General features: G+C 70.0%; 31 protein-coding genes. 16 read left to right on the top strand and 15 right to left on the bottom strand.

Annotated elements, in window-relative coordinates:
- The first annotated feature begins 389 nt into the window (after positions 1–389).
- Positions 390–1,937, top strand: coding sequence for a hypothetical protein (locus ACFY01_RS17680; RefSeq protein WP_390736605.1), 1,548 nt, complete (start codon positions 390–392; stop codon positions 1,935–1,937).
- Between the two features lie 42 nt (positions 1,938–1,979).
- Positions 1,980–3,128: a hypothetical protein gene (locus ACFY01_RS17675; RefSeq protein ID WP_390736604.1), complete on the top strand. Its 1,149-nt coding sequence runs from the start codon at positions 1,980–1,982 to the stop codon at positions 3,126–3,128.
- Positions 3,129–3,231: 103 nt separating this feature from the next.
- Here the strand turns inward: ACFY01_RS17675 and ACFY01_RS17670 are convergent, their stop codons facing one another.
- Complete coding sequence (locus tag ACFY01_RS17670) at positions 3,232–3,801, bottom strand: TetR/AcrR family transcriptional regulator (RefSeq protein ID WP_390736706.1); 570 nt, start codon at positions 3,799–3,801, stop codon at positions 3,232–3,234.
- 162 nt (positions 3,802–3,963) lie between these two features.
- Here ACFY01_RS17670 and pepN point away from each other — a divergent pair, with 162 nt between their 5' ends.
- Entirely contained in the window at positions 3,964–6,399 is a 2,436-nt protein-coding gene (pepN, locus tag ACFY01_RS17665; protein ID WP_390736603.1) for an aminopeptidase N, read from the top strand.
- A 123-nt stretch (positions 6,400–6,522) separates the two neighbouring features.
- Here the strand turns inward: pepN and ACFY01_RS17660 are convergent, their stop codons facing one another.
- Both ACFY01_RS17660 and ACFY01_RS17655 read right to left on the bottom strand, forming a co-directional pair.
- Complete coding sequence (locus tag ACFY01_RS17660) at positions 6,523–7,383, bottom strand: MFS transporter (protein WP_390736602.1); 861 nt, start codon at positions 7,381–7,383, stop codon at positions 6,523–6,525.
- Positions 7,380–7,838, bottom strand: a complete 459-nt coding sequence (locus ACFY01_RS17655) for an MFS transporter (protein ID WP_390736601.1) — start codon at positions 7,836–7,838, stop codon at positions 7,380–7,382. Before ACFY01_RS17655 ends, ACFY01_RS17660 begins: the two co-directional genes overlap by 4 nt.
- 158 nt (positions 7,839–7,996) lie before the next feature.
- On the opposite strand from ACFY01_RS17655, the gene ACFY01_RS17650 reads away from it, so the two are divergent.
- The 4 genes from ACFY01_RS17650 (at position 7,997) to ACFY01_RS17635 (ending at position 10,778) form a co-directional block, all read left to right on the top strand.
- Entirely contained in the window at positions 7,997–8,866 is an 870-nt protein-coding gene (locus ACFY01_RS17650; protein ID WP_390736600.1) for a helix-turn-helix transcriptional regulator, read from the top strand.
- 130 nt (positions 8,867–8,996) lie between these two features.
- On the top strand, positions 8,997–9,350 hold the full coding sequence (locus ACFY01_RS17645; protein ID WP_390736705.1) for a hypothetical protein: 354 nt from the start codon (positions 8,997–8,999) through the stop codon (positions 9,348–9,350).
- Between the two features lie 43 nt (positions 9,351–9,393).
- Positions 9,394–9,573, top strand: a complete 180-nt coding sequence (locus tag ACFY01_RS17640; RefSeq protein ID WP_390736599.1) for a hypothetical protein — start codon at positions 9,394–9,396, stop codon at positions 9,571–9,573.
- Positions 9,574–9,617: 44 nt separating this feature from the next.
- Positions 9,618–10,778 (top strand): MFS transporter, encoded by a 1,161-nt coding sequence (locus ACFY01_RS17635; RefSeq protein ID WP_390736704.1) that lies wholly within the window; start codon positions 9,618–9,620, stop codon positions 10,776–10,778.
- Here the strand turns inward: ACFY01_RS17635 and ACFY01_RS17630 are convergent.
- The 5 genes from ACFY01_RS17630 to ACFY01_RS17610 all read right to left on the bottom strand — a co-directional run bounded on the left by ACFY01_RS17630 (position 10,673) and on the right by ACFY01_RS17610 (position 14,694).
- Positions 10,673–11,326 (bottom strand): SigE family RNA polymerase sigma factor, encoded by a 654-nt coding sequence (locus ACFY01_RS17630; RefSeq protein WP_390736598.1) that lies wholly within the window; start codon positions 11,324–11,326, stop codon positions 10,673–10,675. The two genes, ACFY01_RS17635 and ACFY01_RS17630, sit on opposite strands and share 106 nt — an antisense overlap.
- A gap of 145 nt (positions 11,327–11,471) precedes the next feature.
- Entirely contained in the window at positions 11,472–11,720 is a 249-nt protein-coding gene (locus tag ACFY01_RS17625; protein WP_390736703.1) for an Lrp/AsnC family transcriptional regulator, read from the bottom strand.
- Positions 11,721–11,977: 257 nt separating this feature from the next.
- Positions 11,978–12,487, bottom strand: coding sequence for a TetR/AcrR family transcriptional regulator (locus ACFY01_RS17620; RefSeq protein ID WP_390736702.1), 510 nt, complete (start codon positions 12,485–12,487; stop codon positions 11,978–11,980).
- A 148-nt stretch (positions 12,488–12,635) separates the two neighbouring features.
- A complete protein-coding gene (locus tag ACFY01_RS17615; RefSeq protein ID WP_390736597.1) occupies positions 12,636–13,490 on the bottom strand; it encodes an alpha/beta fold hydrolase in 855 nt (284 codons plus the stop codon).
- Between the two features lie 136 nt (positions 13,491–13,626).
- The gene (locus tag ACFY01_RS17610) at positions 13,627–14,694 is read right to left on the bottom strand and encodes an alpha/beta fold hydrolase (RefSeq protein WP_390736596.1); all 1,068 of its coding nucleotides are present in this window, start codon (positions 14,692–14,694) and stop codon (positions 13,627–13,629) included.
- A gap of 253 nt (positions 14,695–14,947) precedes the next feature.
- Here ACFY01_RS17610 and ACFY01_RS17605 point away from each other — a divergent pair, with 253 nt between their 5' ends.
- The 3 genes from ACFY01_RS17605 to ACFY01_RS17595 all read left to right on the top strand — a co-directional run bounded on the left by ACFY01_RS17605 (position 14,948) and on the right by ACFY01_RS17595 (position 17,009).
- Positions 14,948–16,390: an aldehyde dehydrogenase gene (locus ACFY01_RS17605; protein WP_390736595.1), complete on the top strand. Its 1,443-nt coding sequence runs from the start codon at positions 14,948–14,950 to the stop codon at positions 16,388–16,390.
- Positions 16,391–16,533: 143 nt separating this feature from the next.
- Positions 16,534–16,725: a hypothetical protein gene (locus tag ACFY01_RS17600; RefSeq protein WP_390736594.1), complete on the top strand. Its 192-nt coding sequence runs from the start codon at positions 16,534–16,536 to the stop codon at positions 16,723–16,725.
- A 134-nt stretch (positions 16,726–16,859) separates the two neighbouring features.
- Positions 16,860–17,009 carry a hypothetical protein gene (locus tag ACFY01_RS17595; protein WP_390736593.1) on the top strand — a complete coding sequence of 50 codons (150 nt, stop codon included), beginning with the start codon at positions 16,860–16,862 and terminating at the stop codon, positions 17,007–17,009.
- Between the two features lie 46 nt (positions 17,010–17,055).
- On the opposite strand, the gene ACFY01_RS17590 is transcribed toward ACFY01_RS17595, so the two are convergent.
- On the bottom strand, positions 17,056–17,619 hold the full coding sequence (locus ACFY01_RS17590; RefSeq protein WP_390736592.1) for a CGNR zinc finger domain-containing protein: 564 nt from the start codon (positions 17,617–17,619) through the stop codon (positions 17,056–17,058).
- A 135-nt stretch (positions 17,620–17,754) separates the two neighbouring features.
- On the opposite strand from ACFY01_RS17590, the gene ACFY01_RS17585 reads away from it, so the two are divergent.
- Positions 17,755–19,371, top strand: coding sequence for a tannase/feruloyl esterase family alpha/beta hydrolase (locus ACFY01_RS17585; protein ID WP_390736591.1), 1,617 nt, complete (start codon positions 17,755–17,757; stop codon positions 19,369–19,371).
- Between the two features lie 32 nt (positions 19,372–19,403).
- On the opposite strand, the gene ACFY01_RS17580 is transcribed toward ACFY01_RS17585, so the two are convergent.
- From ACFY01_RS17580 to ACFY01_RS17565, 4 genes are read right to left on the bottom strand one after another with little or no spacing between them, the layout of a single operon-like run.
- The gene (locus ACFY01_RS17580; RefSeq protein WP_390736590.1) at positions 19,404–20,780 is read right to left on the bottom strand and encodes a sensor histidine kinase; all 1,377 of its coding nucleotides are present in this window, start codon (positions 20,778–20,780) and stop codon (positions 19,404–19,406) included.
- Positions 20,777–21,445, bottom strand: coding sequence for a response regulator transcription factor (locus ACFY01_RS17575; RefSeq protein WP_390736589.1), 669 nt, complete (start codon positions 21,443–21,445; stop codon positions 20,777–20,779). The genes ACFY01_RS17580 and ACFY01_RS17575 overlap by 4 nt, the downstream gene beginning before the upstream one ends.
- Positions 21,420–22,130: a phosphatase PAP2 family protein gene (locus ACFY01_RS17570; RefSeq protein WP_390736588.1), complete on the bottom strand. Its 711-nt coding sequence runs from the start codon at positions 22,128–22,130 to the stop codon at positions 21,420–21,422. The genes ACFY01_RS17575 and ACFY01_RS17570 overlap by 26 nt, the downstream gene beginning before the upstream one ends.
- 10 nt (positions 22,131–22,140) lie before the next feature.
- A complete protein-coding gene (locus tag ACFY01_RS17565) occupies positions 22,141–22,809 on the bottom strand; it encodes a DedA family protein (RefSeq protein WP_390736587.1) in 669 nt (222 codons plus the stop codon).
- A gap of 271 nt (positions 22,810–23,080) precedes the next feature.
- Between ACFY01_RS17565 and ACFY01_RS17560 the strand changes: the two genes are divergently transcribed.
- Positions 23,081–23,872, top strand: coding sequence for a hypothetical protein (locus tag ACFY01_RS17560; protein ID WP_390736586.1), 792 nt, complete (start codon positions 23,081–23,083; stop codon positions 23,870–23,872).
- 37 nt (positions 23,873–23,909) lie between these two features.
- Here ACFY01_RS17560 and ACFY01_RS17555 read toward each other — a convergent pair whose 3' ends face one another.
- Positions 23,910–24,044: a hypothetical protein gene (locus ACFY01_RS17555; protein ID WP_390736585.1), complete on the bottom strand. Its 135-nt coding sequence runs from the start codon at positions 24,042–24,044 to the stop codon at positions 23,910–23,912.
- Positions 24,045–24,046: 2 nt separating this feature from the next.
- Between ACFY01_RS17555 and ACFY01_RS17550 the strand changes: the two genes are divergently transcribed.
- Entirely contained in the window at positions 24,047–24,403 is a 357-nt protein-coding gene (locus ACFY01_RS17550; RefSeq protein WP_390736701.1) for an FAD-binding oxidoreductase, read from the top strand.
- Here ACFY01_RS17550 and ACFY01_RS17545 read toward each other — a convergent pair.
- Complete coding sequence (locus ACFY01_RS17545) at positions 24,317–25,204, bottom strand: LysR family transcriptional regulator (protein ID WP_390736584.1); 888 nt, start codon at positions 25,202–25,204, stop codon at positions 24,317–24,319. The two genes, ACFY01_RS17550 and ACFY01_RS17545, sit on opposite strands and share 87 nt — an antisense overlap.
- Positions 25,205–25,286: 82 nt before the next feature.
- Between ACFY01_RS17545 and ACFY01_RS17540 the strand changes: the two genes are divergently transcribed.
- The 3 genes from ACFY01_RS17540 to ACFY01_RS17530 are packed head-to-tail and all read left to right on the top strand — an operon-like array spanning position 25,287 to position 26,379.
- Positions 25,287–25,604 carry a nuclear transport factor 2 family protein gene (locus ACFY01_RS17540; RefSeq protein WP_390736583.1) on the top strand — a complete coding sequence of 106 codons (318 nt, stop codon included), beginning with the start codon at positions 25,287–25,289 and terminating at the stop codon, positions 25,602–25,604.
- Positions 25,601–25,876, top strand: a complete 276-nt coding sequence (locus tag ACFY01_RS17535) for a nuclear transport factor 2 family protein (protein WP_390736582.1) — start codon at positions 25,601–25,603, stop codon at positions 25,874–25,876. Before ACFY01_RS17540 ends, ACFY01_RS17535 begins: the two co-directional genes overlap by 4 nt.
- Positions 25,873–26,379 carry a cupin domain-containing protein gene (locus ACFY01_RS17530; protein ID WP_390736581.1) on the top strand — a complete coding sequence of 169 codons (507 nt, stop codon included), beginning with the start codon at positions 25,873–25,875 and terminating at the stop codon, positions 26,377–26,379. The genes ACFY01_RS17535 and ACFY01_RS17530 overlap by 4 nt, the downstream gene beginning before the upstream one ends.
- Positions 26,380–26,391 lie beyond the last annotated feature (12 nt).

Here is a 26,391-nt window from a genome sequence, read left to right as displayed (position 1 = left end):
CCGCCCTCGCCCTGCTCGGCGCGCTCGCCGCCACCACGCGCCTGCCCCGGCGGCGCCCGCACTCCGACCAGTGGTACTTCGCCTGACATCATCGCGGCCGGCGGCTGGCAGGGCGGCAGCGCCGACGGGAGCGAGGTGGGAGCCTTCGACCTGCTCCCGGGCACGCTCCCAGAGCATTTCACCGAGGTCTGGCGGCTGGTCCGCACGGGGGAGGGGCCCATGGGCTGAGCACGCCGTGGGCCATCAGGGTGGATCCGGGGCCGGAGTGGATATCCGCGGCGGGTATGGATTTATACATAATGTGATATTCAGCCCCACTGGGAGAGTTCTCGTTCAGGAGTGGAGAGGCGATGCCCGACCACACGCGTCCGCGGCGGGCGACAGCCTGGATGAGAACAACCGGTCTGGAGGAGGCCGACGCCGCCCACACGGCCGGTTCCACCGTGCTGGCGCCCGGACGGCTGTACCGGGAGGTCATCGGCAGGGACGACCGGGCGCGGCCCGTCAGCGACGAGGAACTGGCCGCGCTGGGCGACGCCATGGCGGTCGGGTTCTTCCGTGCGGGCAAGTTCCCCACCACCGTGCGGGACCTGCTGTCCCAACTCCCGGCGACGGCCACCGCCTCCCGCAAGGTGTATCTGATCAGCGAGGCCGGGCAGATCCCGCCGGATGCCCTCGGCGAACGCGACATGCGGTTCGCGATCACCACCGCCGTGCGGGGCGACCAGACCGACCTTCTCATCAGCACCCAGGCGGGCGGCGACCCCGAGCAGGGCTTCCTCCAGGTCGCGGCGTGGGATCCCGAAGCGAAGGTCTTCAACTTCTATGCCCGGCTCGGTTCCAGCTGGGTGTGGGTGGGCAACTCATGGCACGCATTGGAACCGGAATCGCGCGGCCGGGCCTGCTTCGACAGCCATGTCAACGGCGGCGTCGTGATGAAGGAGTTGCGGATCCCCTGGATCAACTGGCAATCCGAACGGGCCACGATCCGGCTCGCCGAGGACGACCCGCTGCGCCATGACGAGCTGTTCCAGCAGGTCGTCGGAGCCCAGCAGCTGGAACTGACCGTCAGGTCCCTCATCACCCGCTGGACGGCGGCCCGCCTGGCCGCGGTCACCGCGAACGGCGTCGTGGACCATCCTGACCGATTGCTGCGCCACCTCTTCACGAGCACCACGGTCAACCTGACCAGCACCGACAGGCAGAGCAGCACCATCACGGCGGACAGTCCCGAACTGACGCTGCCCACGGGCTTCTGGCTGAACCAGGACGTCCTGTTCGACGACCTTCGCCTGTTCACCCAGGCCGTCCCGCCCAGGGCACCGGCCGCCCGGTACCTGGCCGGCCTGACCCGGTTCGGATTCCGGCTGGAGGAGAACCACAGCGTGTTCTCCCAGGCAGGCGACACGTTCTTCGCCTTCGTGGTGCCCGAGGCCGCCCACGAGGACAACGAAGTGGTCCGGCAGATGATCCGCAAAGGGCTTGTCCCGGCCAGGTTCGCCGCCTGTGTGTTGATGGTGGACTTCCCCAACCCCGTCTTCAGTCCTGCCCGCGGTCATCTGATGCGGTACGTGCCGACCACGCCCACCAAGACGGTGGAGTTGTGCGACAAACTCGCCCAGGCCATTTCGGAGGCCGCGCGAACCCTGCCCGCCGACAGTCCCGAGGGCCGCTTCGCCGAGCACTGGCAGGTACCCGAGGACGACTGGCGGACGGTGTTCGGACAGCGGGTGGACGCCTATCTGCGCAAGGTCACCGAGCACATCCGCACCGAATCCGACTTCGACGACTACGTCAGGCTCGCCGAGTACCGCCGTCGACAGTTCCGCCTCATGAAGCTGAACGAGTTCGAACTCACTCTGCCGGTCACCGACATTCCCCCCGGTGCCCCGCCGCTGGCGATGCGCGAGGACGCCACCGTCGCAGAGATGATCTGACGCCGCCCTCCGCCCTCCGCCCTCACGAGCAAGGAGAACGCCATGGCCGCACTGGAAGTCTACGGACCTCCCGGCAACCTCGACGACCTGGACGACTTCGGCCGCAAGGCATGGAACACGTTCATCTCCGACACGGTCGACGAGGCCATCGAGGGGCCCGACCCCCAACAGGTACGGAACGACAGCCCAAGACCGCAGTTCTACAACCTGACCAGCACGGACACGGCCGCGGACGTTCAGCGCGCCCCCATCAGATGGACCGCGTTCCCCCGCATCATCAAGATCACCTCCATTTCCGACCTCCAGCGGTGGCAGCGCGCCGACGCCAGCCGTGACGTGCAGGACGAGTACTGCGAGTGGAGCGTGACCCGCGACGGCTCGGGAAAGATCACCCAGGCCACCTTCACCTGTGAAGGTCCCGAGTACTGGGAGATCCTCGCGCAGACTAACCCGGACAAGACGCTCGATCTCTACCAGAGATTCATCAGTCCGGACGTGCGCAAGGAGGATCTGTTCTCGCCGAGCGGCCGGTACCAGCCGCGCAACAAGTGGAACAACTCCACGAGCCACGGCGCCATGCACTTGATTCAGCAGAACAACACACTGGGCGCGGAGATCGAACTGGCCGCGGCGGCCACCATCCGGCGCGTCGTCAACGGCGGGGAACTGGTCACCGAGCAGGAGCTCATCGCCTGTGGCAAGTACGGCGCGGCGGAGCGCAACAGCGATCCGCACATCGGCGCGGGGGTCAACGCCCTGGCCCGCCAGAAGGCCGACATCAGCCTCGCCGATCCGGTCGGCCTGTACTTCGACGACCTGTCCACGGACGGCTGGGAGACCCCGGACGGCTCCGACCCCAAGAGCTACTGGAACTATCTGAGGGGCGACTCGCAGCACCGGGTCCGCGCCGTCTACCAAGTGCCACCGGACAAGGGTTTCGCGGTCGGGGACGTCACCATCGGCGGGAGGCCCATCGAATTCGGGGCGCAGATCGCGGACTTCATCACCATCAGGCTGACCGGCGTCGCCTGCCGGTTCGGCGAGTCCATGGCGGAGCCGCAGACCGGCTGCAAGGAGTTCCCCGCGGTCGACATGCGGGAAGACGCTTTCAGCGCGGCCGCGTTCTCGGCCTCCGGCCGCTTCCTGGATCCCCGCCCCACCCTCTCCCACCGCTCTTCCCGCGTCATCTGACGGGCACCACGCACCCGGATCACGGTCCGTATGACCGCGACGAAGTCAGGGAGGCGGTCGAGCTGCCGGTGCGTGACGAGGACGGTCAAGAGGCGCTGTGACCTCAGGAAGTGCCTGGCGATTCTGGCGAGTTAGGCGCGAACGGTGCCATGAGGTCGCACGCCAGCCTCAGCACGGCGTCCACGTCCGTGTTCTCGGGATCGGCGAGCCAGGCCAGGACGAGTCCGTCGAAGAGAGCCGCGATGAACTGTCCCGCCACGGGTGTCTCGGCAGGCAGCCGGGCGTTCGTCGCGGCCACCCAGGCGGACATGCCCTCCGTCCCGAACTGCCGGTAGGAGGCGTACTGCTCCCTCGCCAGGTGGGCGAACTCGGGTTTCCGCAGTGCCCAGGTCGTCATCTCGTACGGGGTGATCTGGCGGCCGCGGTCGTCCTGCTCGATGACCCGGAACGCCGCCCGGAGTTGCTCGAGCAGGCCGTCACCGGCCTCGGTGGCCGTGGCGACCGCGTTCTGGATCGGGTTGAGGTCGGCGGCGAGGACCTCCTGGAGGAGCGCGTCCTTGTTCGCGAACCAGTAGTGGACGAGGCCGCCGGGCACTCCTGCCTCTTCCGCGATCCGACGGATGGTCGCCGCCGCGATCCCCTCCTTGGCGATGACTCGGGTGGCGGCTTCGATGAGCTCGAGACGCCGGCCCTCGTCACGGCGCCGGCTCGAGCTCGGTCACTGTGCGCAGCGCCCGGCGCCCGCACGGTGTTCGGCCGTCCTGTCGGAAAACGCCTGCGGTCACCGGGGGGCTCCGTCGTACGCTGACGCCTGCTGTCTGACAGAGGAGGGCGCATGGGGCCGCGGAGCCTTACCCGTACCGAAGCCGCGCGACGGGCCGCGTTGCTGACGGTCGAGCGGTACGACGTGGACGTCGATCTCACGGCCCTGCCCGAGGGACCCGAGGTCCGATGCGTCTCCACCGTGACCTTCATCTGCCACGAACCGGGCGCGGACACCTTCGTGGACTGCGCGGCACGGGTACTGAGCGCCACGCTGAACGGCACCCCCCTCACGCCCACCGATGACGGCCGTATCCCACTGCCCGCCCTGGCCGGGCACAACGTGCTGCGGGTGGAGAGTGTCCAGGCCGACACGGCCACGGGCGAGGGCGTGCACAAGGCCATCGACCCCGCGGACGGCGAGGTCTATGTGTGGACGAGCTTCGAACCGGACGAGGCCCGGTTCGTCTGGGCGTGCTTCGACCAGCCCGATCTCAAGGCCCCGCACGCGTTCACCGTCACGGCCCCGCCCGCGTGGACGGTCATCAGCAACTCCGGCGACGCGCGCGTCGAGGAACTGGACTCGGCCCGCCGCTGGATCTTCCCGGACACCCCGCCGCTGTCCGTGTACAACACCGTCGTCAACGCGGGCCCGTTCCACGAGATCCGCCACGAGGCCGACGGCCATGACCTGGGCCTCTACGCCCGCCGCTCGCTCGCCGGGGTCCTCGCACGCGACGCCGACGAGATCTTCACCCTCACCCGCCAAGGCCTCGCCTTCTTCGGCGAGGCCTTCGCGATGCCGTTCCCGCAGCGCCGGTACGACCAGGTGTTCACGCCCGAGTTCGGCGGGGCGATGGAGAACTACGGCTGCGTGACCTGGTCGGACGTGTTCCTGCGGCGGGCCACGCCCACGCCCGCCGAGCGCGAGCTGTTCGCCAGGGTGCTGCTGCACGAGATGGCGCACATGTGGTTCGGCAACATCGTCACCATGCGCTGGTGGGACGACCTCTGGCTGAACGAGGCGTTCGCCGAGTTCGCCTGCCACTGGGCCGCCGAACGCGCCACCCGGTACACCGACGTGTGGGCGAGCCACCTCGTGGGCGGCAAGCTCAGGGCGTACCTGGCCGACCAGGGCCCCGCCTCCCACCCGATCCACCAGCCCATCCACGACGTCGCCCAGGCCGCGTCGATCTTCGACAGCATCACCTATCCCAAGGGCGCCTCCGTCCTCCAACAGCTCATGGCGTACGTCGGCGAAGAACGCTTCACGGCCGGCATGGCCACCTACTTCGCCCGACACGCGTGGGGCAACACCACCCTCCAGGACCTGATCGACGCCCTCTCGGAGGTCAGCGGCCGTGATCTGGACGCCTGGCGCTCGGCCTGGCTCGAGACGGCGGGCACCGACCGCTTCGCACTGGAGCGTGACGGCGAGACCGTCACGCTGGTGGCCGCGGGCACCCCGCGTCCGCAGGTGCTGGCGGTGGGCGCGTACGGCAGGAACGGCGAAGCGCTGGAACGCAGCGCGCTGGTCCGGGTCGAGGTGACGGGGAACCGCACCGCGGTCACCGGACTCCCGCCCGCGGCGGACGTCCTGCTGATCAACGACGACGGCCTGACCTTCGCCACGACCCGCCCGGACCCCACGACGAGGGACGCCCTCGTGCGGAGCGCGGCACAACTGCCCACTGCCGTCTCGCGGGCCGTGGCCGCGTCCACCGTGTGGGACATGCTGACGAACGGCAGGGCCACGGCGACGGAAGCCGGGCGGTGCATCACGGCGGTCCTGACGGCCGAGACGTCCGACGCCGTGATCGAGCCGTACCTGACCCTCGCCGCGAACATCGCCGAACTGTGGGCGCCGTCCGGCGAACGCGACGGGCTGACGGCGGACGTCGCGGCAGCCTGTCGGCGCCTCGCCGTGAGTCCCCGCCACCGTCAGGTCGCGCTGCGCGGTCTGGCCCGCACGGCGGCTGACGCGGACGACCTGGCTTGGCTCCGCGAACAGGCGGGTGACGACGTGGACCTGCGCTGGCGCGCGCTGGTCCGGGAGGCGGAACTCGGCGGTGACGTCTCGTCCGAGGCCGCCACCCTGCTGGAACGTGACCCGGACCCCGACGCCTGGATTCGCGCCCTCACCGTACGAGCCGCCCTGCCCGACCCCGCCGCGAAGGCGGAGGTCTGGCAGAAGCTGGTCGTGGACCGCCAGGTCCCCGTCCAGTCGGTCGGCCAGGTGACGGCGGCCTTCTGGCGCCCCTCCCAGGACGCGCTGCTGATGCCCTACACCCAGCGCTACCTGGATTCGATCCCCCAGCTGCACCAAGGCGGAATGATCGCGGCCGCCGCCTTCACGAACCATCTCTTCCCCACCCAGGCCGTGGATCCCACGTACATCGAAAAGGCCCGGCAGGCCTCCCACGAAGCGGTCCCGGTGGTCCGCATGACGCTCCTGGAACGCTCGGACATGGTCAGCCGCATGCTCGACGCCCGAAGCGGCAGGGGCTGACCCGGCGCCGCCGCCGGCGGGCCGTCCGGCCTGGACACGGTGAGGCGTTGTGATCAGAGGCGCAGCAGGGCATTGATGGCACGCCGCTCGTCCATGGCCTCGTAACCCGTGTCGTGCGGACGATCACGCGTCGGCGCGTCGGGCGCCCATGCGGGGGGCGGCCAGCGAGGCGGCCAAGGCCACGGCGGCCGCCAGCAGGACGCTGACGCGCAGGCCGTGTTCGAAGCCGGCCGGGGTGGACAGCAGCGCTCCGAAGACCGCCACGGCCAGGGCTCCGCCGATTTGCCGGCTGGTGTTGAACACGCCGCCGGCGGTGCCGGTGTGGTGTGCGGAGAGGTGCTCCAGCAGCAACGCCGTGGTCGGCGGCATCACCAGCGGCCCGGACAGGCCGACGGGGATCAGCAGCAGCGCGGTCACCCACACCGGCACCGAGGCCGGCACAGCGGCCAGCGCGATCGATCCGGCCGCGATCAGGATCAGGCCGGCGACGACCGGCACACGCGGGCCGGTGCGTTCGGCGATCCGGGCGGAGAAGGGGGTGAGGCAGGCGCCGAGCACCATCATCGGCAGGAACGCGATTCCGGCGTTCAGCGCGGACAGGCCGTGCTGTTGCTGGAAGTACAGGGAGAAAAGGAACGGCAGTCCGTAGAAGCCGACCATGAAGGTGAACCCGATGGCGGTGGCGACGACCACGGTCGTGGACCGGAACAGGGTGAGTGGCACCATCGGGTGGGCCACCCTCGCCTGCGCCGTGATGAACGCGACCAGCGCCACGACCGCGATACCGAGCGAGGCCAGCACCTGTGGCGCGGTGAACCCGGCCGCTCCCGCTTCGATCGCCCCGAAGGTGAGGCCGCCCATCGCGAGGATGGCGGTGATCTGCCCGATCCAGTCGAAGGGGGCCGGGCGGGTCGGCGAGTGGGGCGCGCGGGCGAGCAGCAGCAGGGTGAGGAGGCCGACCGGCAGGTTGATCCAGAAGATCATGCGCCCGCGCGCGCCCGGCGGGCCGGGCCGGGAAAGGCGTGGCGCACCAGCGCCATCGAGGTCGGCATGGTCACGGCCGCGCCGATGCCCTGCACCGCGCGGGCGGCTATGAGGACCGGCAGCGACGGGGCGAGCCCACATGCCGCGGACGCGACGACGAACGGGGTCAGGCCGCCGGCGAACGCCTTGCGCGCGCCGATCCGGTCCGACAGGGCACCGGCGGACAGCAGCAGGGCGGCGAACATCAGGGTGTAGGCGTCGACCACCCGTTCCAGGCCGGTGATCCCGCCACCCAACGCGTCGCGTATCGAGGGCAGGGCGACGTTCACGATCGTCGCGTCCAGGGTGATCACGAAGAAACCGAGGACGGCGGCCGCCAGCGTAGCCGTGGTGTGCCGGTCCGTCCCGGGCGCGGCTGCCTCCGACGACCGGCACATGGAAGCGGTGAGGGGCATGACGGTGGACGATCCTTCCGTGATGGGGACAGATACCGGGCGCACCGGCCCGGTCACCCGTCCACGGAACCACGCACCCCCTTTGACCTGGGAGTCCTTGGTGGGAGGGGTACTGTCAGGGCCCCTCCGCACCAGGGTGTGTGTCCTACGCTGATGCCGTGCCGACCGACAGCGTCCGCGAGGACATCCGCAACTTCCTCACCAGCCGCCGGGCCCGCATCACCCCGCGGCAGGCCGGTCTGCCCGACTTCGGCGGGCGGCGCCAGGTCAGCGGGCTGCGGCGCTCGGAAGTGGCCCAGCTCGCCGCGATCAGCGTCGAGCACTACACCCGTCTGGAACGCGGCAACGTCGGCGGGGTCTCCGAGGAGATCCTCGACAGCCTCTCCGCCGCTCTCCAGCTCGACGACGTCGAACGCGCCCACCTGAACGCCCTCGTCCGCGCCGCGAACACCCCCCACCGCGCCGCCGACCGCGACGGCGGGGCCGTGCACGTGCGCGACAGCATCCAGCAGGTCCTCGACGCCATGACCGGCGCCGCCGCCTTCGTCCGCAACGCCCATCTCGACGTCCTCGTCACCAACCAGCTCGCCCGCGCCCTGTACCGCGAAGCCCTCGACACCGAGGACCGGCCGCCGAACCTGGCCCGTTTCGTCCTCCTCGACCCGCGCGCCCGGCGCTTCTACCGCGACTGGAACGGCATCGCCCACGACGCCGTCGGCAGCCTGCGCACCGAAGCCGCCCGTACCCCCGGCAACACCGACCTCGCCGACCTGATCGACGAACTCATCACACGCAGCGACGAGTTCACCGCTCGCTGGGACGCCCACGACGTCGAGTACTACCGCAGCGGCCAACAGCGCTTCCGTCACCCCGACGTCGGCGACCTCGACCTCGACTACGACGCCCTCGAAATCCCCGCCGACCCCGGCCTGACGATCGTCACCTACACCCTCGCCGCGGCCTCACCTCACACATCAGCTTTCGCACGGCTCCAGAACACGGCGCGTCTCGATGAGAATTCGGGATGACGTAGAAGGTGGTGTAACACGACGGTGCTACCAAGGCGCAGAAGTAAGCGGAACGAATCACCGGCCGGTGCTGAATCTCGGCGCCTTTGGTGACCCCTTCGGCAGAACACGCGTCAGATCGGAATTTTTTGTGAACAGCACCGACCCGGTTTCCGGATACCAGGCCTACGACCAGTCACCGGGGTCCGGCCGCCCCGCCCGCAACCAGGCCGCCGCGCGGCGGACAGCCCTTGCGGTCTGCACGATCGCCGACGTCGCAGCCGGTTTCCTGGGGCTGTGGATCGTGCTCTACCTCCTCGACGCGAACCAGGCGAACCCGTTCGTCGAGTTTGTGCACGGAACGTCGGACTGGCTGTCCGGATGGGCACAGGACATTTTCACAATGGACACGGAAAGCCTACGCGTTGTCCTTAATTATGGTCTTCCGGCCGTCATCTATTTGCTGATCGGTCACGGGATTTCCGCCCGGCTCAACCGAGCCTGATGCGGTGGGCGGAAAAGATCACAACATCGGAAGGAGAACTGCTGTGACACGTAGTCCCAGCGAAATCGATCACATGCCGATCTACGAGGACCTGGTGCGGGAACTGGGTGACGTCGTGGCGGAGGCCCAGATGGCCGCCGCGCACACGCAGCACAAGGCAGCGCAACTGCTGGGCGGGGAACACGCCGAGCAGCCGCACCTGCCACAACGACACGCCGGCTGAGCGTCGGCAGCATGCCCGTGAGCCGTCCACGCCCGCCCCGGCGGATGTGGCCGCTGTACGCCGCCGGGTTCACCACCGCCTTCGGCGCGCACGGCATCGCCGCCAGCCTCGGCAGCGTCCCCGAGGGCGCGGTCACCTCCCTCATGGTGCTCGGCGGGCTGCTCGCCCTCTACGACGGCGCCGAAGTGGTCCTGAAGCCGCTCTTCGGCACCCTCGCCGACCGCATCGGAGCACGCCCCGTGCTGCTCGGCGGACTCACCGCCTTCGCCGTCGCATCCGCGGTGTACGCCGTCGCGGACAGCCCTGGATGGCTGTGGGCCGCCCGACTCGGGCAGGGAGCCGCGGCCTCCGCCTTCTCGCCGTCCGCCTCCGCACTGGTCGCCCGGCTCAACCCGGCGGCGAAACACGGGCGGGCCTTCGGCAGCTACGGCTTCTACAAGGCCATTGGCTACACCGCGGGCCCGCTGCTCGGCGGTGTCCTGGTGTGGACCGGGAATCTGAGGCTGCTGTTCACGGTCCTGGCGGTGCTCGGCGGCGCCGTCGCCGTCTGGGCCGCGCTCGCCGTTCCCGTCGTGCCCCCGCTGCCCAGGGCCCGGCAGACGGTGCTGGACCTGGCCCGGCGGCTGACCGAACCCGCCTTTCTCGCTCCGACGGCAGCGCTTGCGGCGGGGACCGCGGCTCTGTCGGCCGGTGTCGGTTTCCTGCCCGTCTCCGGCCGCCTCGCCGGACTGGGCGCGGTCGCGACAGGAGCAGCGGTGTCGGTGCTCGCCGGCTGTGCCGCCGTCGTCCAGCCACGGGCCGGACGCGCGCTGGACGACGGTCACCTCACCACGCGCACCGGCCTGGCCGCGGGACTCTCGGTCACCGCCGCGGGCCTGGCCTGCGCGATGCTGCCGGGCCTGACCGGCATCCTCGTCGCAGCCGCCCTCATCGGCGTCGGCACGGGCCTGATCACCCCGCTCGGCTTCGCCACGCTGGCCGCGAGCACTCCCACGGAGCGCCTGGGGCAGACCATGGGCGCCGCCGAACTCGGCCGCGAGCTCGGCGACGCGGGTGGTCCCCTCCTCGTCGCCGCCGTCGCCTCACTCACCACGCTCGCCTACGGCTTCGCGGCGCTCGCGGTGCTGATCGCGATGGGCGCGGTGCTCGCCATCGTGCACCGTCGCCCGGTGCCGACGGCGCCCCGGGCCGAGACGGGTCGGTGAAGCGACGTACGTGCTGCGTCGGTTCTCGACGTCTCCGCCGCGGCGGTGCCACGGCGTTCCAGCTCCTCGCGGAGCCGGGCGAGTGCCCGGTGCAGGGTGCTTTTGACCGTCCCGGCCGACATGCGCAGGGCCGCGGCGGTCTCCTCCGTGGACATCTGTTCCCAGTGCCGCAGCACGACGACGTTGCGCTGCTTGGGAGGCAGCACCTTCATGATGTCCATCAGCAGGGCCCGGTCGGCATGCTGTTCGGTGGAGTCTTCGACCGACGTGTCGGGCAGCCGCTCGGTCGGTACCGCTTTCAGCCTGCTGGAGCGCCACCACTCCGTGCGGGTGTTGATCATCACGCGCCGCAAGTAGGCGTCGGCGAGCCGCTTGTTCGCGATGCCGTCCCAATGGCAGTACGTCCGTGCGAGGGCGGTCTGGAGCAGGTCCTGGGCGTCGAGGGGATCGTCGACGAGGCGCCGGGCACAGCGCAGCAGACTGGCGTGTCGTGTACGTACGTAGTCCTCGAAGTCCAGCGCCTGGTCATGGGCTTTGAGCGGAGGCATGTGTCGGCTTCCCTTCCGAGGCGGCTGTCCGCGCCTTCCGACTCCGACCCTTCCGGCTGGGGAATTGAATGGGCAGCCGGTCCGGCCACCCGGATCAATGGCTCCGTCGCTGGTCACGGGCACAGCGAGGCGTTGGCCAAAGGCCTCAGAGGCTGGCTGGGCGGTCCAGGCCGGTTCTCTTGACGCCACTCAGGATGGGGGTCACCTCGACGGTGGAGACGTGTGGGAGGGCACCGATGGTGTCGCTCGTGAAGTGGTAGAGCGCGTTGAGGTCGGCCACGGCGACGGCCACGCGGAGGTTGGCCGAGCCGGTGGTGGCGGAGGCGAAGCGGATTTGTGGGTGGCGGCTGAGCTGGTGGCCCGTCTCCTCCGGGCCGCCGGGTGCGACGGTGATCCACAGGAGTGCCTCGGTGCGGATGCGCAGCCGCGCCAGGTCGACTTCGGTCGCGAGTCCGAGGACCTGCCGCCCACCAGTGCCTCCAGCCGGCGGCGGGCGGTCAGGGCAGTGGTGTCGGCGCGGCGGGCGAGGTCACGTCGGCGTGCGTCTCCAACAGCACCCGCGTGCCTGCGCCGGCGTGCGTCCGCGCCGCGGCCCCGTCACATTGCCTCCTGCTGGCGGTATGGGCAGCAGCTTATTGGCAAGGACGACAACTACCGGATGCCGTGGGCTCGTTGGGAGGGTCCGAGGCCGTTGAGCAGTGTGTCGACGACGACGTCCGCTGCTTGTGCCGGGCTCAGTTGGGGCATCTGCCGGGACACAAGGTGCATGAGCTGGGGCAGCAGCGCGGCCGCCCACCCCTCCGGAAGGCCGGAGCGGAGGAGCCCTTCGTCGGTGGCGCGCTGCAGAAAGGCGTCGACCTCGCGGCTGGAGGCGTCGCGGCGGGCGCGAACGGCGTCGTCGGCGAGCATGCGGGTGAGGTCGACGGGCCAGGTGCGGTTGACGGCGATGATGTTCTCGACGTAGCGGTGCAGGGCGACGGCGACGGGTGCTTCGCGCAGCCGGGCGTCCTCGATGGCGCGCTCGATGGCTGCCAGGCGGGATGCGTAGATGGCCGCGAGGAGGTCATCGCGGGAGGCGAAGCGCCGGTAGACGGTGCGCCGGTCCACGCCGGCCTCGGTGGCGATGCTCGCGATGCTCGCGCCGGGGTCGGCGGCGAGCATGCGCGCTCCCGTGGTCAGAACGGCTTCCAGATTGCGTGCTGCGTCGGCTCTCACCGCGCCGAGTGTAGTGGGAACAAGTGATATCTCGGGCGTCTAGTGCCTCCATATCATGGAACTAACATGATTAAGTGCAACAAGAGGGCGACGGTTAGTGCATGTCGACGCGAGTGCTCGCGTCGGCTGCCTGTTCGATGATGTCGGCGACCAGGTGAGGGTGGGAGACGGCTACGGAGTGGGAGGCGGCGACCTCGGTGGTGTGGGCGTGGGCGCGCTTGGCCATGTAGCGCTGCACTGCGGCCGGGATGTTGAGGTCGCGGGTCGTGACGATGTCCCAGGTGGGCTTCGTCTTCCAGGCGGCGGTGGTGGCCTTCTCCGTCAGGGCGGACTGCGCGATGGGGCGCTGTTCGGCGGCCATGAGGGTGGCCTGGCCGGCGGGGACGTCGGCGGCGAACTGGTGGTGGAACTTGTCCTGCTGGATGTACAGGTCCGTGGCGGTCGTGCCGTCGGACTGCTGGTAGGTGACGGGGTCGAGGGCGTCGGGGAGGGTGGAACCGGGGTACTTGTCGGTGAGCTCCAGAGCGCTCTCGCCGGGGGCGGGCAGGAAGGCGGCCACGTAGACGAGAGCCTTGACCTGCGGATCGTCGGTGGCGGCCTCGCTGATGACGTTGCCTCCGTAGGAGTGGCCGACGAGGATCTCGGGGCCCTTGACATGGTCGAGGACCGTGCGGAGGGCGGCGGCGTCGGAGGCGGGGCCGCGCAGCGGGTTGGCGGCGGCGACGACCGGGTAGCCGTCGGCGCGGAGGTCGGCGACGACACCGTTCCAGCTGGAGCCGTCGGCGAAGGCGCCATGCTCCAGGACGATGGTCGGCTTGGCGTGCCTGCTGGCGTCGCTCACGCCGTTCGCGGTGCCGCCGAGGGCTGACCCGCCGAGCGCGAGACATGCTGTGAGCGTCGAGACCACACCCGTCGCCAGCCGCTTGCGCCCACCATTGATGCTCACCACGACAAACCTCTTTCCGGCATTCCGGTAATGGGCGGGCCGGTCTCGCGTCGGTCTCCGTCACCGCCCTGGCTGGTGATGAATTTGCCATGTCGTCGCGTCACCAGTCAAGACGGTGACGGCCGGTCGGTCCCGGAGTTCAGAGATGGTCGGCGTCGACGACGGCCTGTGCGAAGGTGGCGGGTGCTTCCTGTGGCAGGTTGTGGCCGATGTCCGCGATGGTGCGGTGCTCGTAGGGGCCGGTGAAGTGACGGCGGTAGGCGGAGCCGTCGCCGGCCGGGGTGAAGGGGTCGAGTGCCGGGTCGAGGGTGATGGTGGGGACGCCGATGGGAGGCTGGGCGGCGAGTTGCTTCTCGTAGCGGTCGTAGCGGCGTTCCCCGTCGACGAGGCCGATGCGCCAGCGGTAGTTGTGGACGACGACGGCGGCATGATCGGGGTTCTCGAAGGCCTGGGCGGTGCGCTGGAAAGTGGCGTCGTCGAAGCTCCAGTTGGGGGAGACGAGGGTCCACACGTAACGGCACAGGGCGACACGTTCGTCGGGGTTCTCCATGGCCTTCTTGCCGCGTTCGGTGGCGAAGTACCACTGGTACCACCAGTTGTGCTCGACGGCGGGAGCCGCGGGTTCCAACTGCGCCTTGCGGTCGGTGATCAGGTAGCCGCTGGTGGAGACGAGTGCCTTGACCCGCTCGGGCCACAGGGCGGCGATGATGTCGGCGGTGCGTGAGCCCCAGTCGAAGCCGGCGAGGACTGCCTTGTGGATGTCCAGAGCGTCCATCAGCGCGATGGCATCGAGGGCGATGGCGGACTGTTCGGCGCTGCGGGGGGTGTTGCCGGACAGGAAGCGGGTGCTGCCGTGGCCGCGGAGGTAGGGAACGATGACGCGGTAGCCCAGGTCGGCCAGGAGCGGGGCGACGTCGACGAAGCTGTGGATGTCGTAGGGCCAGCCGTGCAGGCAGATGACGACCGGGCCGTGGGTGGGCCCGGCCTCGGCGTAACCGATGTCGAGGACGCCCGCCTTGACGTGTTTGAGCGTGCGGAAGCCGGTGTGGGCGCCGGGCTTGATGGCGGGCAGGGCCGGCACGGATGTGTGGCCCGGTGCCTGCTCGGCGGTCGCGGCGGACGCGTTGGCGCGCAGGCCGGACAGCGAGACCGCGGCTGCGCCGGTGCCCAGACCGACGGCCTTGCTGAAAGTGCGCCTGTTGATCATGTGAAGCCCTCCGTCGTGTGTTTCCGGTGACCGGCCCGCGACCGGGGAACCTTGCGCTCGGATCGTCGGTACGAGACCACCGCGGCTCTTGGCGCGACGACCCTCGCACAGGGGGTGTCACCTGTCAAACAGGTGACGATTGGCGCGATTGATCATCAGTCTACTGCCACTTCGATGTAAAGCTATCAGATGTAAGTGCTACATTGATGTGACTATTCAGTCCCGCATCCAAGCGAATCGAGAGAGGCAGCAGATGATCACCTACGACCGGATCTTCATCGGGGGTTCCTGGGTGACGCCGAGCGCCCCGGAGCTGCTCGACATCGCCTCGCCGCACGACCGGTCGCTGATCGGCCGCGCGGCCCAGGCGCAGCCGGCGGACGTGGACCGCGCGGTGGCCGCGGCGCGAGCGTCGTTCGAAGCGGGTGTGTGGCGAACTACCCCGCCGGCGCGACGGATCGCGGTCCTGCGGCGGTTCAACGCGCTGCGTGAGGAGAACGCGGACAAGGTCGCGCGCCTGATCTCACTGGAGAACGGTTCGGCGGCCTGGTTCACCCGGGCCGGACAACCGGGTCTGACCCGGCAGGCGAACGCCTATCTGAAGGCGGCGGAGGAGTTCGGCTGGGAGGAGACCCTGGCCCCCTCCGACCCGGCCTCCCCGGTGCGCAGCGTGGTGCGCCGCGAGGCGGTCGGCGTCGTGGCGGCGGTCATCCCGTGGAACTCGCCGTTCTCCTCGGCCACTTCGAAGATCATCCCCGCGCTGCTCGCCGGCAACTCCGTGGTCCTCAAGGTCTCCCCGGAGAACTCGCTCAGCATGGGCTTCCTGGCCGAGTTGCTGGAGCAGGCGGGTCTGCCCGAGGGCGTGATCAGCGTCCTGTCCGCGGACCGCGAGACCAGTGAGTACCTGGTGGCGCACAAGGAGGTCGACAAGATCGCCTTCACCGGTTCGACGCGAGCCGGTCGGCGCATCGCCTCGATCGCGGGTGCACAGCTCAAGCGGGTCAGCCTGGAGCTGGGCGGCAAGTCCGCCGCCGTGATCCTTCCGGACGCCGACGTCGAAACGGCCGTCGCGGGCCTGAAGTTCGGCTCCCTGCTCAACAACGGCGAGTCGTGCATCGCCCAGACGAGGATCCTGGCCCCGCGCAGCCGTTACGAGGAGGTCGTGGCCGCGCTGAAGAGGCTGGTGGAGTCATTGAAGGTGGGCGACCCGAACGACCCCGACACCTTCATCGGCCCGATGATCCGCCCCGACCAGCAGGAGCGGGTGCGCGACTACATCCAACTCGGCATCGACGAGGGCGCCCGCCTGGTAACCGGCGGCCCGCACATCCCCGAGGGCCTGGAGAAGGGCAATTACGTCACGCCCACCGTGTTCGCCGACGTCGACAATTCCATGCGCATCGCGCAGGAGGAGATCTTCGGCCCGGTCCTCGTCGTCATCGCCTACGACGACGAGGACGATGCCGTCCGCATCGCCAACGATTCCGAGTACGGCCTGTCCGGCGGTGTCTGGTCCACCGACGAGGCGCGCGCCCTGGATGTCGCCCGTCGTATCCGCACCGGCACCGTCACGGTCAACGGCGCATCCCCCGCCTTCGACGGCCCGTTCGGCGGGTTCAAAGCCAGTGGCATCGGCCGTGAGTACGGTGCCGTCGGCCTCGGCACCTACACGGAGTACAAGACCATCACTGTCTGACTGCGTCATGGGAAGCGCGGGACTCCTTCCGGAGACACCGAAGGCGTCACCACCTTGACCGGTGACGCACGACAAGGCATGCTGATGGTCGTCCCGGGCGGAAAGCAGGACGCAATCCATGATCGACGAAGTGGAGAATGGTCATGAACGAGGAACTCGCCATGGGTGCCGCGGCGGCAGCGCGGCGTGCGCGGTACGGCAGGCTCCCCGAGCCCATCCGCTTCGAGGAGATGACCGAAGAGGTCGACGCGGCGCCGAGCGGTGCTGTGAACTCGCACGATCCTGAAGGTTCTTGGAAGTACTACTCGTGCCTGGCCCTCGACCTCGGGCTGTAGGCCGCCTCCCGGCCGGCGCGGGCATCGCCGTATGTCTGCGCGACGGAACCCGGCGGCCGTGAGGCAGGTGACCCTGAGACGTGTGAATCGCGGGCACCGTCGGCGACCGCCCCGGGGGCAGTCACCGAGGCGTCATGATCCGGCCGTCCGACGGTCTGCTGGAAACCGGCCTCGCCGTTCCCAAGGAGCTCGGCGGCGCCGGCACCGCGACCAACCCCGAGCAGTTCCTGGCCGTCGGCTGGGCCGCCTGCTTCCTCGGCGCTCTCCGACGTGCGGCCACCTGACCGCCCGTCACGCCGCTGCGCGCCGGGAAGGGCCCGGGTCGGGAGGTCAGTGCCCGGCCGTGGCGGGTGTGGTCTTCTTGCGCGCGCGGTAGGCGGCGGCCTTGATCTTGTTGCCGCAGGACTCCATGCCGCACCACTGCCGCCGGAAGCCCCGGGAGCGGTCGATGTAGACCCGCGTGCACTCCGGGTTGCCGCACTCCTTCAGCAGGGGTACGTCCGGGCCGCTGAGCAACTCGACGGCCTGCCGCGCGACGGTCGCGAGGGCCTGCTCGGGGGTCGCGTCGGTGTGCCGTCCGGCCAGGGTGAGCTGCGGGGTCACGGGGGTCTTGCGCGCGGCGGCGTTGACCACGGCGAGCGCCTCCCGGTGGAACTCCTCGCCGAGGCGGCGGTCCGTGACGAGCCGGTAGACGGCCTCGCGCACGGCTGTCGCCTCCCGGACGTCGTCCTCCTTGCCCGGCGTGATCGTGTCCACTAGTCCGGATTCCAGGTACCAGGCGTTCAGCCGCTCCGGCGTCACGAACATCTCGAACCTGGTCGAGCGCCGGGCGCGGAGGGTGGCTGCGAAGTCGAGGGCCGGGTGCCCGCATACGAAGACATGGTCGAGGTTCACATCACCATTTTGACAGGTGACCGCCGCGCGCTGCAAGGAGCGTCACCGGTTAAAACGGTGATAGGATCCGGATCGCTCTTGACACGCCTCGCCGTAGAACCGGCGACGCACACCAACTCCTGGGATGGAATTGCGATGAAACGACTTCTGACCGTCCTCGCGGCCGGAGTGCCGCTGGCCGCGGTGATGTACCTGCCGACCGCGTCGGCGGCGCCCGGGAACAGCTCCGCCTTTGCGCCCTTACCGTGCTCGACGTTCTCGGTGAAGGCCCCGGCCGGCACCGAGGTGGAGTCGGTGACGGCTGCCCGCCGGCCGGGCGGCACCGTCCACGGGACCGGCATCCTGGGCGGCACGGTCACCGACGTCCCGGCGTACTGCGAGTTGACGGTCACCCTCACCCACCCGGGCGACGGCGACCACGCCAAGGTGCGGACCTGGCTGCCGGTGAACGGCTGGAACGGCCGCTTCCAGGCGATCGGGGGCGCCGCCTACGCGGCCGGGGACAACGGTGTCGGACTGGCCACCGCGGTCAAGTACGGCTACGCCGCCGCCACCACCGACGCGGGCGTCGGCGACGTCCTGGACACCGGCTGGGCGCTGAACGGCGCACGGCAGGTCAACACCGCCCTGCTGAAGAACTTCGCCGACCGCTCCCAGCACGAGCTGGCGCTCGTCGGCAAGCAGGTCGTCGACGAGGTCTACGGCAGGGCCGCCTCGTACTCCTACTGGAACGGCTGCTCCACCGGCGGACGCCAGGGCTACATGGAGGCCCAGCGCCACCCCGACGACTTCGACGGCATCCTCGCCGACGCGCCCGCGATCAACTGGGACGAGTTCGAGGTCGCCACCCTGTGGCCGCAGGTGGTCATGAACAACGAGAAGACGTACCCGTCCTCCTGCGAGTTCAAGGCCTTCACCGACGCCGCGGTCAAGGCCTGCGACCCGCTCGACGGCGTCGAGGACGGCCTGGTCGAGGACCCGGCGCGGTGCGACTTCGACGCCCGACGCCTGATCGGGACCAAGGTCGTGTGCGACGGCAAGGAGCTGACCATCACGGCCGCCGACGCGACCGTGGTGCGCAAGATCTGGGACGGTCCTCGCACCCCGTCCGGCAGGAAGCTGTGGCCCGGCGTCCCGGTCGGCGCCGACCTGTCGGCTCTGGCCGGCACCACTGCGCCCGACGGGAACGGCAACGTCAAGGGGGCTCCGTTCGGTGTGCCCGCCGCCTGGGTCGCGACGTGGCTGGAGAAGCAGCCGGACTTCGACGTCTCGACGATCACCTACGGCGGGTTCGCGAAGCTGTTCAAGCAGTCCGAGGCCGAGTACGACAAGGTCATCGGCACGGACGCCCCAGACCTGTCAGCCTTCCGCAAGTCCGGTGGCAAGCTCCTGACCTGGCATGGCCAGGCCGATCAGTACATCCCCACCCAGGGCACCGTGGCGTACCGCGAGCAGGTCGAGCGGGAGATGGGCGGCGCCGAGGTCGACGACTTCTACCGCCTCTTCCTGGCCCCGGGCACCGACCACTGCGGCCTCAACGGCACCGACGGCTCGGCCGACGGACTGGCCGCGCTGACCGCCTGGGTCGAGCACGGCAAGGCCCCCGGGACCCTGCCCGCCACCCTGGTCAACGCCTCCGGGCAGAACGCCGCCCGGGACCTGTGCGGTTACCCCCGGGTGTCCCGCTACAAGGGCCACGGAGACCCGGCTGCCGCCGCCAGCTTCCGGTGCGTCCTTCCGTCCCGGCGCTGACCGAGCGACACGACGAAGGGGCCGGCCGCCGGTCATCCGGCCGGGAGGTCGGCCAGGAAGCGCGCCCCGGAGGTGTACCCGGGATCGTGGGACACCTCGCCGCCGACGGCGCGGGCCAGGCGTCGCGCGAGCGGCAGTCCGAGGCCCGCGCCGTCGTGCCCATCGTCGGCGTCGGCGCGGCGGCCGGGCTGGAAGAGCTCGTCGACGAACGCCGCGGGCACGCCGGGACCGTCGTCGGTGACGTAGATCCGCACGCCGCCGGGTCCCTGCCGCGGGGACAGGGTCACCCTGGAGCGGGCGTAGCGGACCGCGTTGGTCAGCAGTGGGCTGACGATGCGTTCGAGCAGGGCGGGCGCGACGCCCGCCGCCAGCTCGGGATCCGTCACCTCGACGACGGCCTTGACCCGCTGCGGTGTGCCGAGGTTGTCGACCAGCCGCGACAGGACGGGTACGACGGCCGTGGCGCCGGGTGCCGTAGAGGCGTTCTGCGCGTTTTCGCGGGCATCGTTCAGCAGCGTGTCACAGATGGTGCGCATGGACTGGGCGGCCTCGGCGATCACCTCGTGGGTGGCGCTGGTTTCCGCGGCGGAGCGCGGGCGGGCCCGCCACCAGTCGAGCTCGATGATGATCCGGGTGAGCGGTGTGCGCAGTTCGTGGGAGAGCTCGCCGGTCAGCTGTTGCTCATGGCGCAGTACGGTGCGTATGCGGTCCAGCAGCGCGTCCAACGAGCCGCCCAGGCGGGCCAGTTCGGCCGGATGGGCCTCGGCGCCGAATCGTTGGTCGGAGCCGACGGCGCTCCACTGGGTGGCCTGGTCGGTCATGGTCCGCACGGGGCGCAGCGCACGGCCGACGGCCAGGCGGGTCAGCGCGTAGGTGCACATGAGCATGACCGCGTCCAGGATCAGGGAACCCAGCAGCAGGGTGTTCGCCGAGTTGCGGTACGGGGCGAGGTCCAGGGCGGTCACGATGGTGGCGGTGCTGCGGTGACCGGGCACGGGCCGGGAACACAGGCGGACGAGGTGCGGGCTGTCGGCCTCGACGGTCGTACAGAGTCCGTGCCCTCGCGCGGCGAGCCGGTCGGCGGCCCGGGTCAGCGTGCCGCCGGTCGAGGCCGACGGCGGCTTCTCCAACAGATGGGTCCCGGCGTAGATCCACACGTTGGCGTCGAGGAAACGGTCGTTGACGGACTCCACGACCCGCACCCGGGGACCGCCGGCGTCGACGGTCGTGGCGACAGCGGCCGAACGGCTGCGCAGTTCGTCGTCCGCCAGATGCCGCAGGTGCCGGTCCACCACGGTGTTGAACACGACGGTCAGGGCGGTCATCAGGAGCGCGGCGGTGGTCAGCGCCACGAGCGAGAGCCGGCCGCGCAGGGTACGCGGAGCCAGGCGCCGCAGGAGACGGTTCATGACAGCCGGTGGCCGATCCCGCGCGCCGTTCGCAGGTTCAGGGCGCTGCCCGTTTCGCGCAGCTTGCGGCGCAGCCGGCTCAGGTACTGGTCCAGGGTGTTGTCGCTGACCTGTGCGCCGTCCGGCCAGGCGGCCCTGACCAGGTCGCGGCGGCGCACGATGCCGCCGTCCGCGGCCACCAGCGTGGCCAGCAGACGGAACTCCGTCGGGGACAGGTCCATGTCGACGTCGGCGTCGCCCACCCGCGCACTGTGCCGGGTCGCGTCCAGGACGAGGTCGCCGGCCGTTGCGATGGCCGACGGCGCGGCGCGTTTGAGCGCGGCACGCAGCCGGGCGACGAGTTCGGCGAGATGGAACGGTTTGGGAAGGTAGTCGTCGCCCCCGGCGGAGAACCCGGACAGCCGGTCGGTGAGGTGGTGGCGGGCCGTCAGGAAGATGATCGGGGCGCCGAACCCGTTGGCGCGCATCGCCTGGCACACGTCCCGGCCGTCCGCGTCGGGCAGCCCGACGTCCAGGACGACCGCGCCGATGCCGTCGGCGGCCAGCCGCATCGCGGTGGCGCCGTCGGTGGCGAGCACGGGCTCGAAACCCTCCTCGGCGAGGCCACGCCGCAGCACGTCTCGCAGGGCGTGATCGTCCTCAACGACCAGGATCTTGTGACGCATGGTCCTCCGTCGGATCACCGGCCGTGCGGGCCGTGTCTGAGACGAACGATGCGGGCAGCCACCGGGTCACCGCCCACAGCCACACGCCGAGCCACCCGGTGGCGAACAGCCAGCCCCCGACGACATCGGTGAACCAGTGCACGCCGAGATAGACACGCGAGAGACCGACCAGCACGCCCCAGCACCCGATGACGGCGCCGAGCCAGGCGGTGCCGCGCGGAGCGCGCATCCGGACCGCGACGATCAGCAGCCCGGCGGTGAGCGCCGCCGTGGTGGTGTGCCCCGACGGAAACGCCCACCCGCTCGCATGCGCCGCCCGGTCGGCGAGCCCCGGACGCGGCCGGTGGACGAGTGTCATCACCCCGCGCCGCACCACCTGCCCGAATCCCAGACAGACGAGACCCAATGCCGCGGCCAGTAGTCGCTCCCGCCTGTTCCGCCCTGCCACCGCGCCGGCGAGCGCGGCGAGAACGTACGGGATGATCCCGGTCCCGGTGTCCGTCACCCCCCGCGCCGCGGCCACGGCGACCACCGGGCGATGTGCGACCGACCAGGACAGAAACCCGTCGTCCAGCCACAGGGGAACACCTTGCCGACCCACCACGACCGCGCACAGCACCCCGAACGCCGTCCAGGCGCCGAGAGCGATGCTGCCGGCCAGGTCGGCGGCGTCACGCCGGTTCATGAAACCCCGCTCACCTGCGTCCGCCCTCGGACCCGGCCGCCCGGCGGCCCCGGTACACCTCGGAAACAACAGGGACCAGCGACACGACGACGATCAACGCGACCAGCGGCAGGAGGTACCGGTCGACATTGGGGATCGACGAGCCCAGCGCATACCCCGCAAGAGTGAGCCCCATGCTCCAGACGAGCCCGCCGACGACCTGCCACAGCGTGAACGTCCGCGGCGGAACCTCCAGCGCGCCCGCCATCGGGTTGAGCACCGTACGCACCACCGGCACGAAGCGGGCCAGCACGATGGCCTTCGCATGGCCGTACCGCTCGAGAAATTCCTCGGCGCGCTTCATGCCCTCGTGCAGACGCTGGGAGCGGCCGCGCGCCAACAGTGCTCCGCCCGCCTTCCGGCCGAGCACATATCCGCATTGCGCCCCGGCCAGCGCTCCCACCGCGGCCGCCACGAGCAAGGGCCCCAGGGACAGGTGCACACTGTCCTCGGCCGTACTCGTGCACAACAGGCCGGCCGTGAAGAGCAGGGAGTCCCCCGGGAGGAAGAACCCCACCAGCAGCCCCGTCTCGGCGAACATCACCACTCCTACGCCCAGCACGCCGAAGGCCGCCAGCAGCGAATGGGCGTCGAGCACGTTCACGGCCAGATGCGAGGCGGCGTGGATCGGTGCGGTCATGGACGGTGACCCCTTCATAGATCGACTACAGTCCTGTAGACGTTGTCTGGAACTCTAGCCGATCGCACAGCGACATCCGTTCGCATCGCCGCCACGTCCGGGCGTGGTGGCGCGGTAGCACCCGCCGAACCGGCATGACCAGGGATTATGTCCGGGCGTTCAGGTTGCTGTCAGGTTGGCCACGCGGTTTTGAAACTCCTGCACCAGAAGCCCCAAAACAATCGCAAAGGCATCTGTGGCATCGGGAGTTCACCATGTCATCGTGCGGGCCATGACCACAGAGCGTCTCCTCGACAACCGCCCCCTCGCTTCCGTTCGCGCCATGGCGAACAAGGTGCCGGAAGTGACCGTGTACTTCTGGATCATCAAGGTGCTCACCACCGGGATGGGCGAGACCGCCTCGGACCTGCTGGCCCGTGTGCTCGGTCCGGTACCGGCGGTCGCGCTCGGCGGGCTCGCTCTGGCCGTTTCCCTCGTCGTGCAGTTCGCCGTCCGCCGGTACATCGCCTGGGTGTACTGGACCGCCGTCGTCATGGTCAGTGTGTTCGGCACGATGGCCGCCGACGTCCTGCACGTCGGTCTCGGCGTGCCCTACACGGTGTCCACGCCGCTCTTCCTTGCCGCACTGGCCGCCGTCTTCTTCCTCTGGTACGCCGTCGAGCGGACGCTGTCCATCCACGGCATCCGCACCCGCCGCCGCGAGATCTTCTACTGGGCGGCCGTCCTCGCCACCTTCGCCCTCGGCACCGCGGCGGGCGATCTGACCGCCACCATCGGCTTCGGCTACCTCGGATCGGTCGTCCTCTTCGCCGCCGCCATCTGCGTACCCGCGGTCGCCCACCGCTTCGCCGCCCTGAACGCCGTGACCGCCTTCTGGGCGGCCTATGTCATCACCCGGCCCCTCGGCGCTTCCCTCGCCGACTGGATGGCGCTCGGGCACACCCGGGGCGGGCTCGGGTTCGGGCTGGCACCGGTCACCCTCGCCTGGACGGCGGCCATCGTCTCTTTCGTGGGCTACCTGGCCTTCTCCCGCCGGGATCAGGAGCGGCCGGGCCGCATGTGACGCCCACCCGGTGCCGGCCGCCCGGGTGAACCCGCGGTCAGGCGGCCGCCACCGCCTGCACCGCCGGTTTCCGCACGACCCGTCGGGCCGTCAGCAGGCTGGTGCCCAGGGTGGCCGCCGTCGCGACCGCCACCACCGCGAGCCCGATGCCGGGACCCGCGTGCGGCAGCACGTATCACCCCTGCCCGAAGCCCGCCCGGGCAGTACCTCTCCCTCCGCCTCACCGTAGGTGAAGCCGCCCCGGCAGTACGCAGCTACTCCCTGTCCTCCACCCCCACAGCGAGCACCTACCGCATCAGCGTCAAGCACGAGCCCCGCGGGAAAGTCAGCAGCTACCTCATGTGCCTTCCCCCGCCTCGGTCCTGTCTCCGTGATGGTCTCGCCGATCCAGTTCGAAATCGCCCGGCCAGGCGAGGAAACGGGCAGCTTCCCGGCTTCCCCGCCTCAGCCGTCCTGCGGTGCGGGGCCGCCGGTCCAGGCGTCAGCTGCCGCCACGAAGGCGCGAACACGCGCGGTGTGACGGTCGCTTGACCAGACCAGGCCCCATTCCAGGGGAGGAGCGTCACTGATGTGGATGTAGGCGATGTCGGGGCGCGCGTAATAGCGGCGGGCATGGGCGCCGACGGGGAGCGCGCCCCGGCCGGCGCTGACGAGGGTGAGTGCCTCCTGGAACGTACCGGGCGTCGGATCAGAAGGCGCGGAAGGAGTGCCGGGCCGCCCGGGAGGAATCGCCGTATGACCCGGAAGCCGTATCAGGGGGACGCGCGACAAGTCGGCAACCGTGACGCTGCTACGGCGGGCAAAGGGATGTCCGACAGGAACCGCGAGCATCCGCGCCTCGCGTACCAGGACCGAGCCGTGGGTCAGGTCGGGGTCGTCCACGGGCAGGGTCGTCAGTCCGAGGGCGACCTCGCCCGAGTGGATCCAGCGCAGCAGCTGGTCGGCTCGCGCTTCTCGGATGCGCACCTCGCAGTCGGGAGCCAGCTCGTTGAAGACCGGCGTGACAGCGGAAAGCAGCTGAGCGCCCGCGGCACTGACGAAGGCGACATGCAGGGCGCCGGACAGGCCGCGTCCCGTCTCCACCGCGCGCTGTACCGCGGCGCCCACGCCCTGCCATGCGGGAAGGAGCCCGTCGTGCAGTTGCTGCCCCACCGTGGTGAGCGCGACACGACGGCTGGTCCGGTGGAACAGCGGCACACCCACCCTCCGCTCCAGCTTCCGGATGGTCTGGCTGACGCGCGCGGTGGAGACGTGCAACGTCGCGGCAGTGCGGCCGAAGTGCAGCTCCTCGGCGAGCGTCAGGAACGCTTCCACCTCGTGCCGCTCGATCACGGCCCTCCTCCATCGTTAAGCGTGAGTTCACGATCGTTCCACAGGCGGACGTTGGTCGCCAGCCGCCGCAGCAGCAGAGTGGATGACGTCGAGCACGACACCATCCAGCTACGTGAGGATGCTCATGGGCGTAGGGACCACCCATTTCGCTCTGGCCGCAAAGCCCGGCGACACAACTGCCGTCGCCGACGAACTGCGCGATCGCACCGAGATCGTCGACGCCCTCTTCCGGTTCGCTCTGGGGCAGGACCGCAAGGACGAAGGTCTGTTCGCCTCGGCGTTCACTGCGGATGCGCAGCTGGACTTCCCGGCCTCCGCGCGTTGGGGCGGCAAGCCGCCTTTGATGAGCGGCCGGGACCCATCGTCGGCTCCGTCCTGGCCCTGTTCACGGGCAGGGTGAACACCACTCACCAGGTCACCGATCCGCGCATCAGCGTCGACGGGGACACCGCCCGCCTCACCGCGCTGGTCGAGGCCCAACACGTGCTTGTCGACGATCCGGACACGCACCCGCTGTTGAAGAATCCCTACACCGTCGACATGGTCCGCGACGGCAGCCGCTGGCTCATCCGCCGGATGCGCATCGAGAACACCTGGCTCACCGGCGACCCGCTCGCGATCTTCGGCAGCTGCACCGACCCGAAATCACCCCGAAAGAAGGGCACGACATGAAGTTCTCCGACGTCGGCGGCACGCGCCCGCCGGTGCTGACCCGCCGTGCGGAAGCCGAGACCTGCGCCGATCCCAGCAGCGTGATGACGCTGCTCGCCGACTCGGACGACACGGCTGACGGCTTCACCTGCTACCGGTCCACTTTCGCCGAGGGAGCCGTGGGAGCACCCGCGCACTTCCACACCAAGGCCACGGAGCTGTTCTTCGTCATCAGCGGATCACTTCGGGTGCTGGTGGGCGAGGAAGTCACCGTCCTGGAGGCGGGTGACTTCCTGGCAGTGCCACCGCACATGCCGCACGCCTTCGCGGCGGCGCCCGGCTGTGAAGCCGATGTCCTGTTCGTGTTCACGCCGGGCATGGGCCGTTTCGACTATCTGCGCCTGCTCGGCCGGGTGATGCGCGGCGAGTCGGATGCGAAGGAGATCGCCGAGTCGGCGGAGCGGTTCGACAACCATTATGTGGACAGCCCTGTTTGGCGTGCTGTCCTGGAAGCGTCGGCCTGATCGATCCCACCG

The sequence above is a fragment of the Streptomyces sp. NPDC001480 genome (assembly GCF_042894725.1).
Lineage (GTDB): Bacteria > Actinomycetota > Actinomycetes > Streptomycetales > Streptomycetaceae > Streptomyces.
Note: the sequence above shows the minus strand (reverse complement) of the source record. Positions and strands in the feature narration are given on the sequence as shown.

What these genes read in the sequence shown, in the direction of transcription:
- pepN (WP_390736603.1), top strand. Translation starts at nt 3,964, where the DNA reads ATGGGGCCGCGGAGCCTTACCCGTACCGAAGCCGCGCGACGGGCCGCG.
- ACFY01_RS17540 (WP_390736583.1), top strand. Translation starts at nt 25,287, where the DNA reads ATGACGTCGAGCACGACACCATCCAGCTACGTGAGGATGCTCATGGGC.
- ACFY01_RS17680 (WP_390736605.1), top strand. Translation starts at nt 390, where the DNA reads ATGAGAACAACCGGTCTGGAGGAGGCCGACGCCGCCCACACGGCCGGT.
- ACFY01_RS17570 (WP_390736588.1), bottom strand. Translation starts at nt 22,130, where the DNA reads ATGAACCGGCGTGACGCCGCCGACCTGGCCGGCAGCATCGCTCTCGGC.
- ACFY01_RS17560 (WP_390736586.1), top strand. Translation starts at nt 23,081, where the DNA reads ATGACCACAGAGCGTCTCCTCGACAACCGCCCCCTCGCTTCCGTTCGC.
- ACFY01_RS17635 (WP_390736704.1), top strand. Translation starts at nt 9,618, where the DNA reads ATGTGGCCGCTGTACGCCGCCGGGTTCACCACCGCCTTCGGCGCGCAC.
- ACFY01_RS17605 (WP_390736595.1), top strand. Translation starts at nt 14,948, where the DNA reads ATGATCACCTACGACCGGATCTTCATCGGGGGTTCCTGGGTGACGCCG.
- ACFY01_RS17580 (WP_390736590.1), bottom strand. Translation starts at nt 20,780, where the DNA reads ATGAACCGTCTCCTGCGGCGCCTGGCTCCGCGTACCCTGCGCGGCCGG.
- ACFY01_RS17630 (WP_390736598.1), bottom strand. Translation starts at nt 11,326, where the DNA reads ATGCCTCCGCTCAAAGCCCATGACCAGGCGCTGGACTTCGAGGACTAC.
- ACFY01_RS17675 (WP_390736604.1), top strand. Translation starts at nt 1,980, where the DNA reads ATGGCCGCACTGGAAGTCTACGGACCTCCCGGCAACCTCGACGACCTG.
- ACFY01_RS17575 (WP_390736589.1), bottom strand. Translation starts at nt 21,445, where the DNA reads ATGCGTCACAAGATCCTGGTCGTTGAGGACGATCACGCCCTGCGAGAC.
- ACFY01_RS17610 (WP_390736596.1), bottom strand. Translation starts at nt 14,694, where the DNA reads ATGATCAACAGGCGCACTTTCAGCAAGGCCGTCGGTCTGGGCACCGGC.
- ACFY01_RS17600 (WP_390736594.1), top strand. Translation starts at nt 16,534, where the DNA reads ATGAACGAGGAACTCGCCATGGGTGCCGCGGCGGCAGCGCGGCGTGCG.
- ACFY01_RS17585 (WP_390736591.1), top strand. Translation starts at nt 17,755, where the DNA reads ATGAAACGACTTCTGACCGTCCTCGCGGCCGGAGTGCCGCTGGCCGCG.
- ACFY01_RS17620 (WP_390736702.1), bottom strand. Translation starts at nt 12,487, where the DNA reads ATGCTCGCCGCCGACCCCGGCGCGAGCATCGCGAGCATCGCCACCGAG.
- ACFY01_RS17565 (WP_390736587.1), bottom strand. Translation starts at nt 22,809, where the DNA reads ATGACCGCACCGATCCACGCCGCCTCGCATCTGGCCGTGAACGTGCTC.
- ACFY01_RS17595 (WP_390736593.1), top strand. Translation starts at nt 16,860, where the DNA reads ATGATCCGGCCGTCCGACGGTCTGCTGGAAACCGGCCTCGCCGTTCCC.
- ACFY01_RS17660 (WP_390736602.1), bottom strand. Translation starts at nt 7,383, where the DNA reads ATGATCTTCTGGATCAACCTGCCGGTCGGCCTCCTCACCCTGCTGCTG.
- ACFY01_RS17655 (WP_390736601.1), bottom strand. Translation starts at nt 7,838, where the DNA reads ATGCCCCTCACCGCTTCCATGTGCCGGTCGTCGGAGGCAGCCGCGCCC.
- ACFY01_RS17530 (WP_390736581.1), top strand. Translation starts at nt 25,873, where the DNA reads ATGAAGTTCTCCGACGTCGGCGGCACGCGCCCGCCGGTGCTGACCCGC.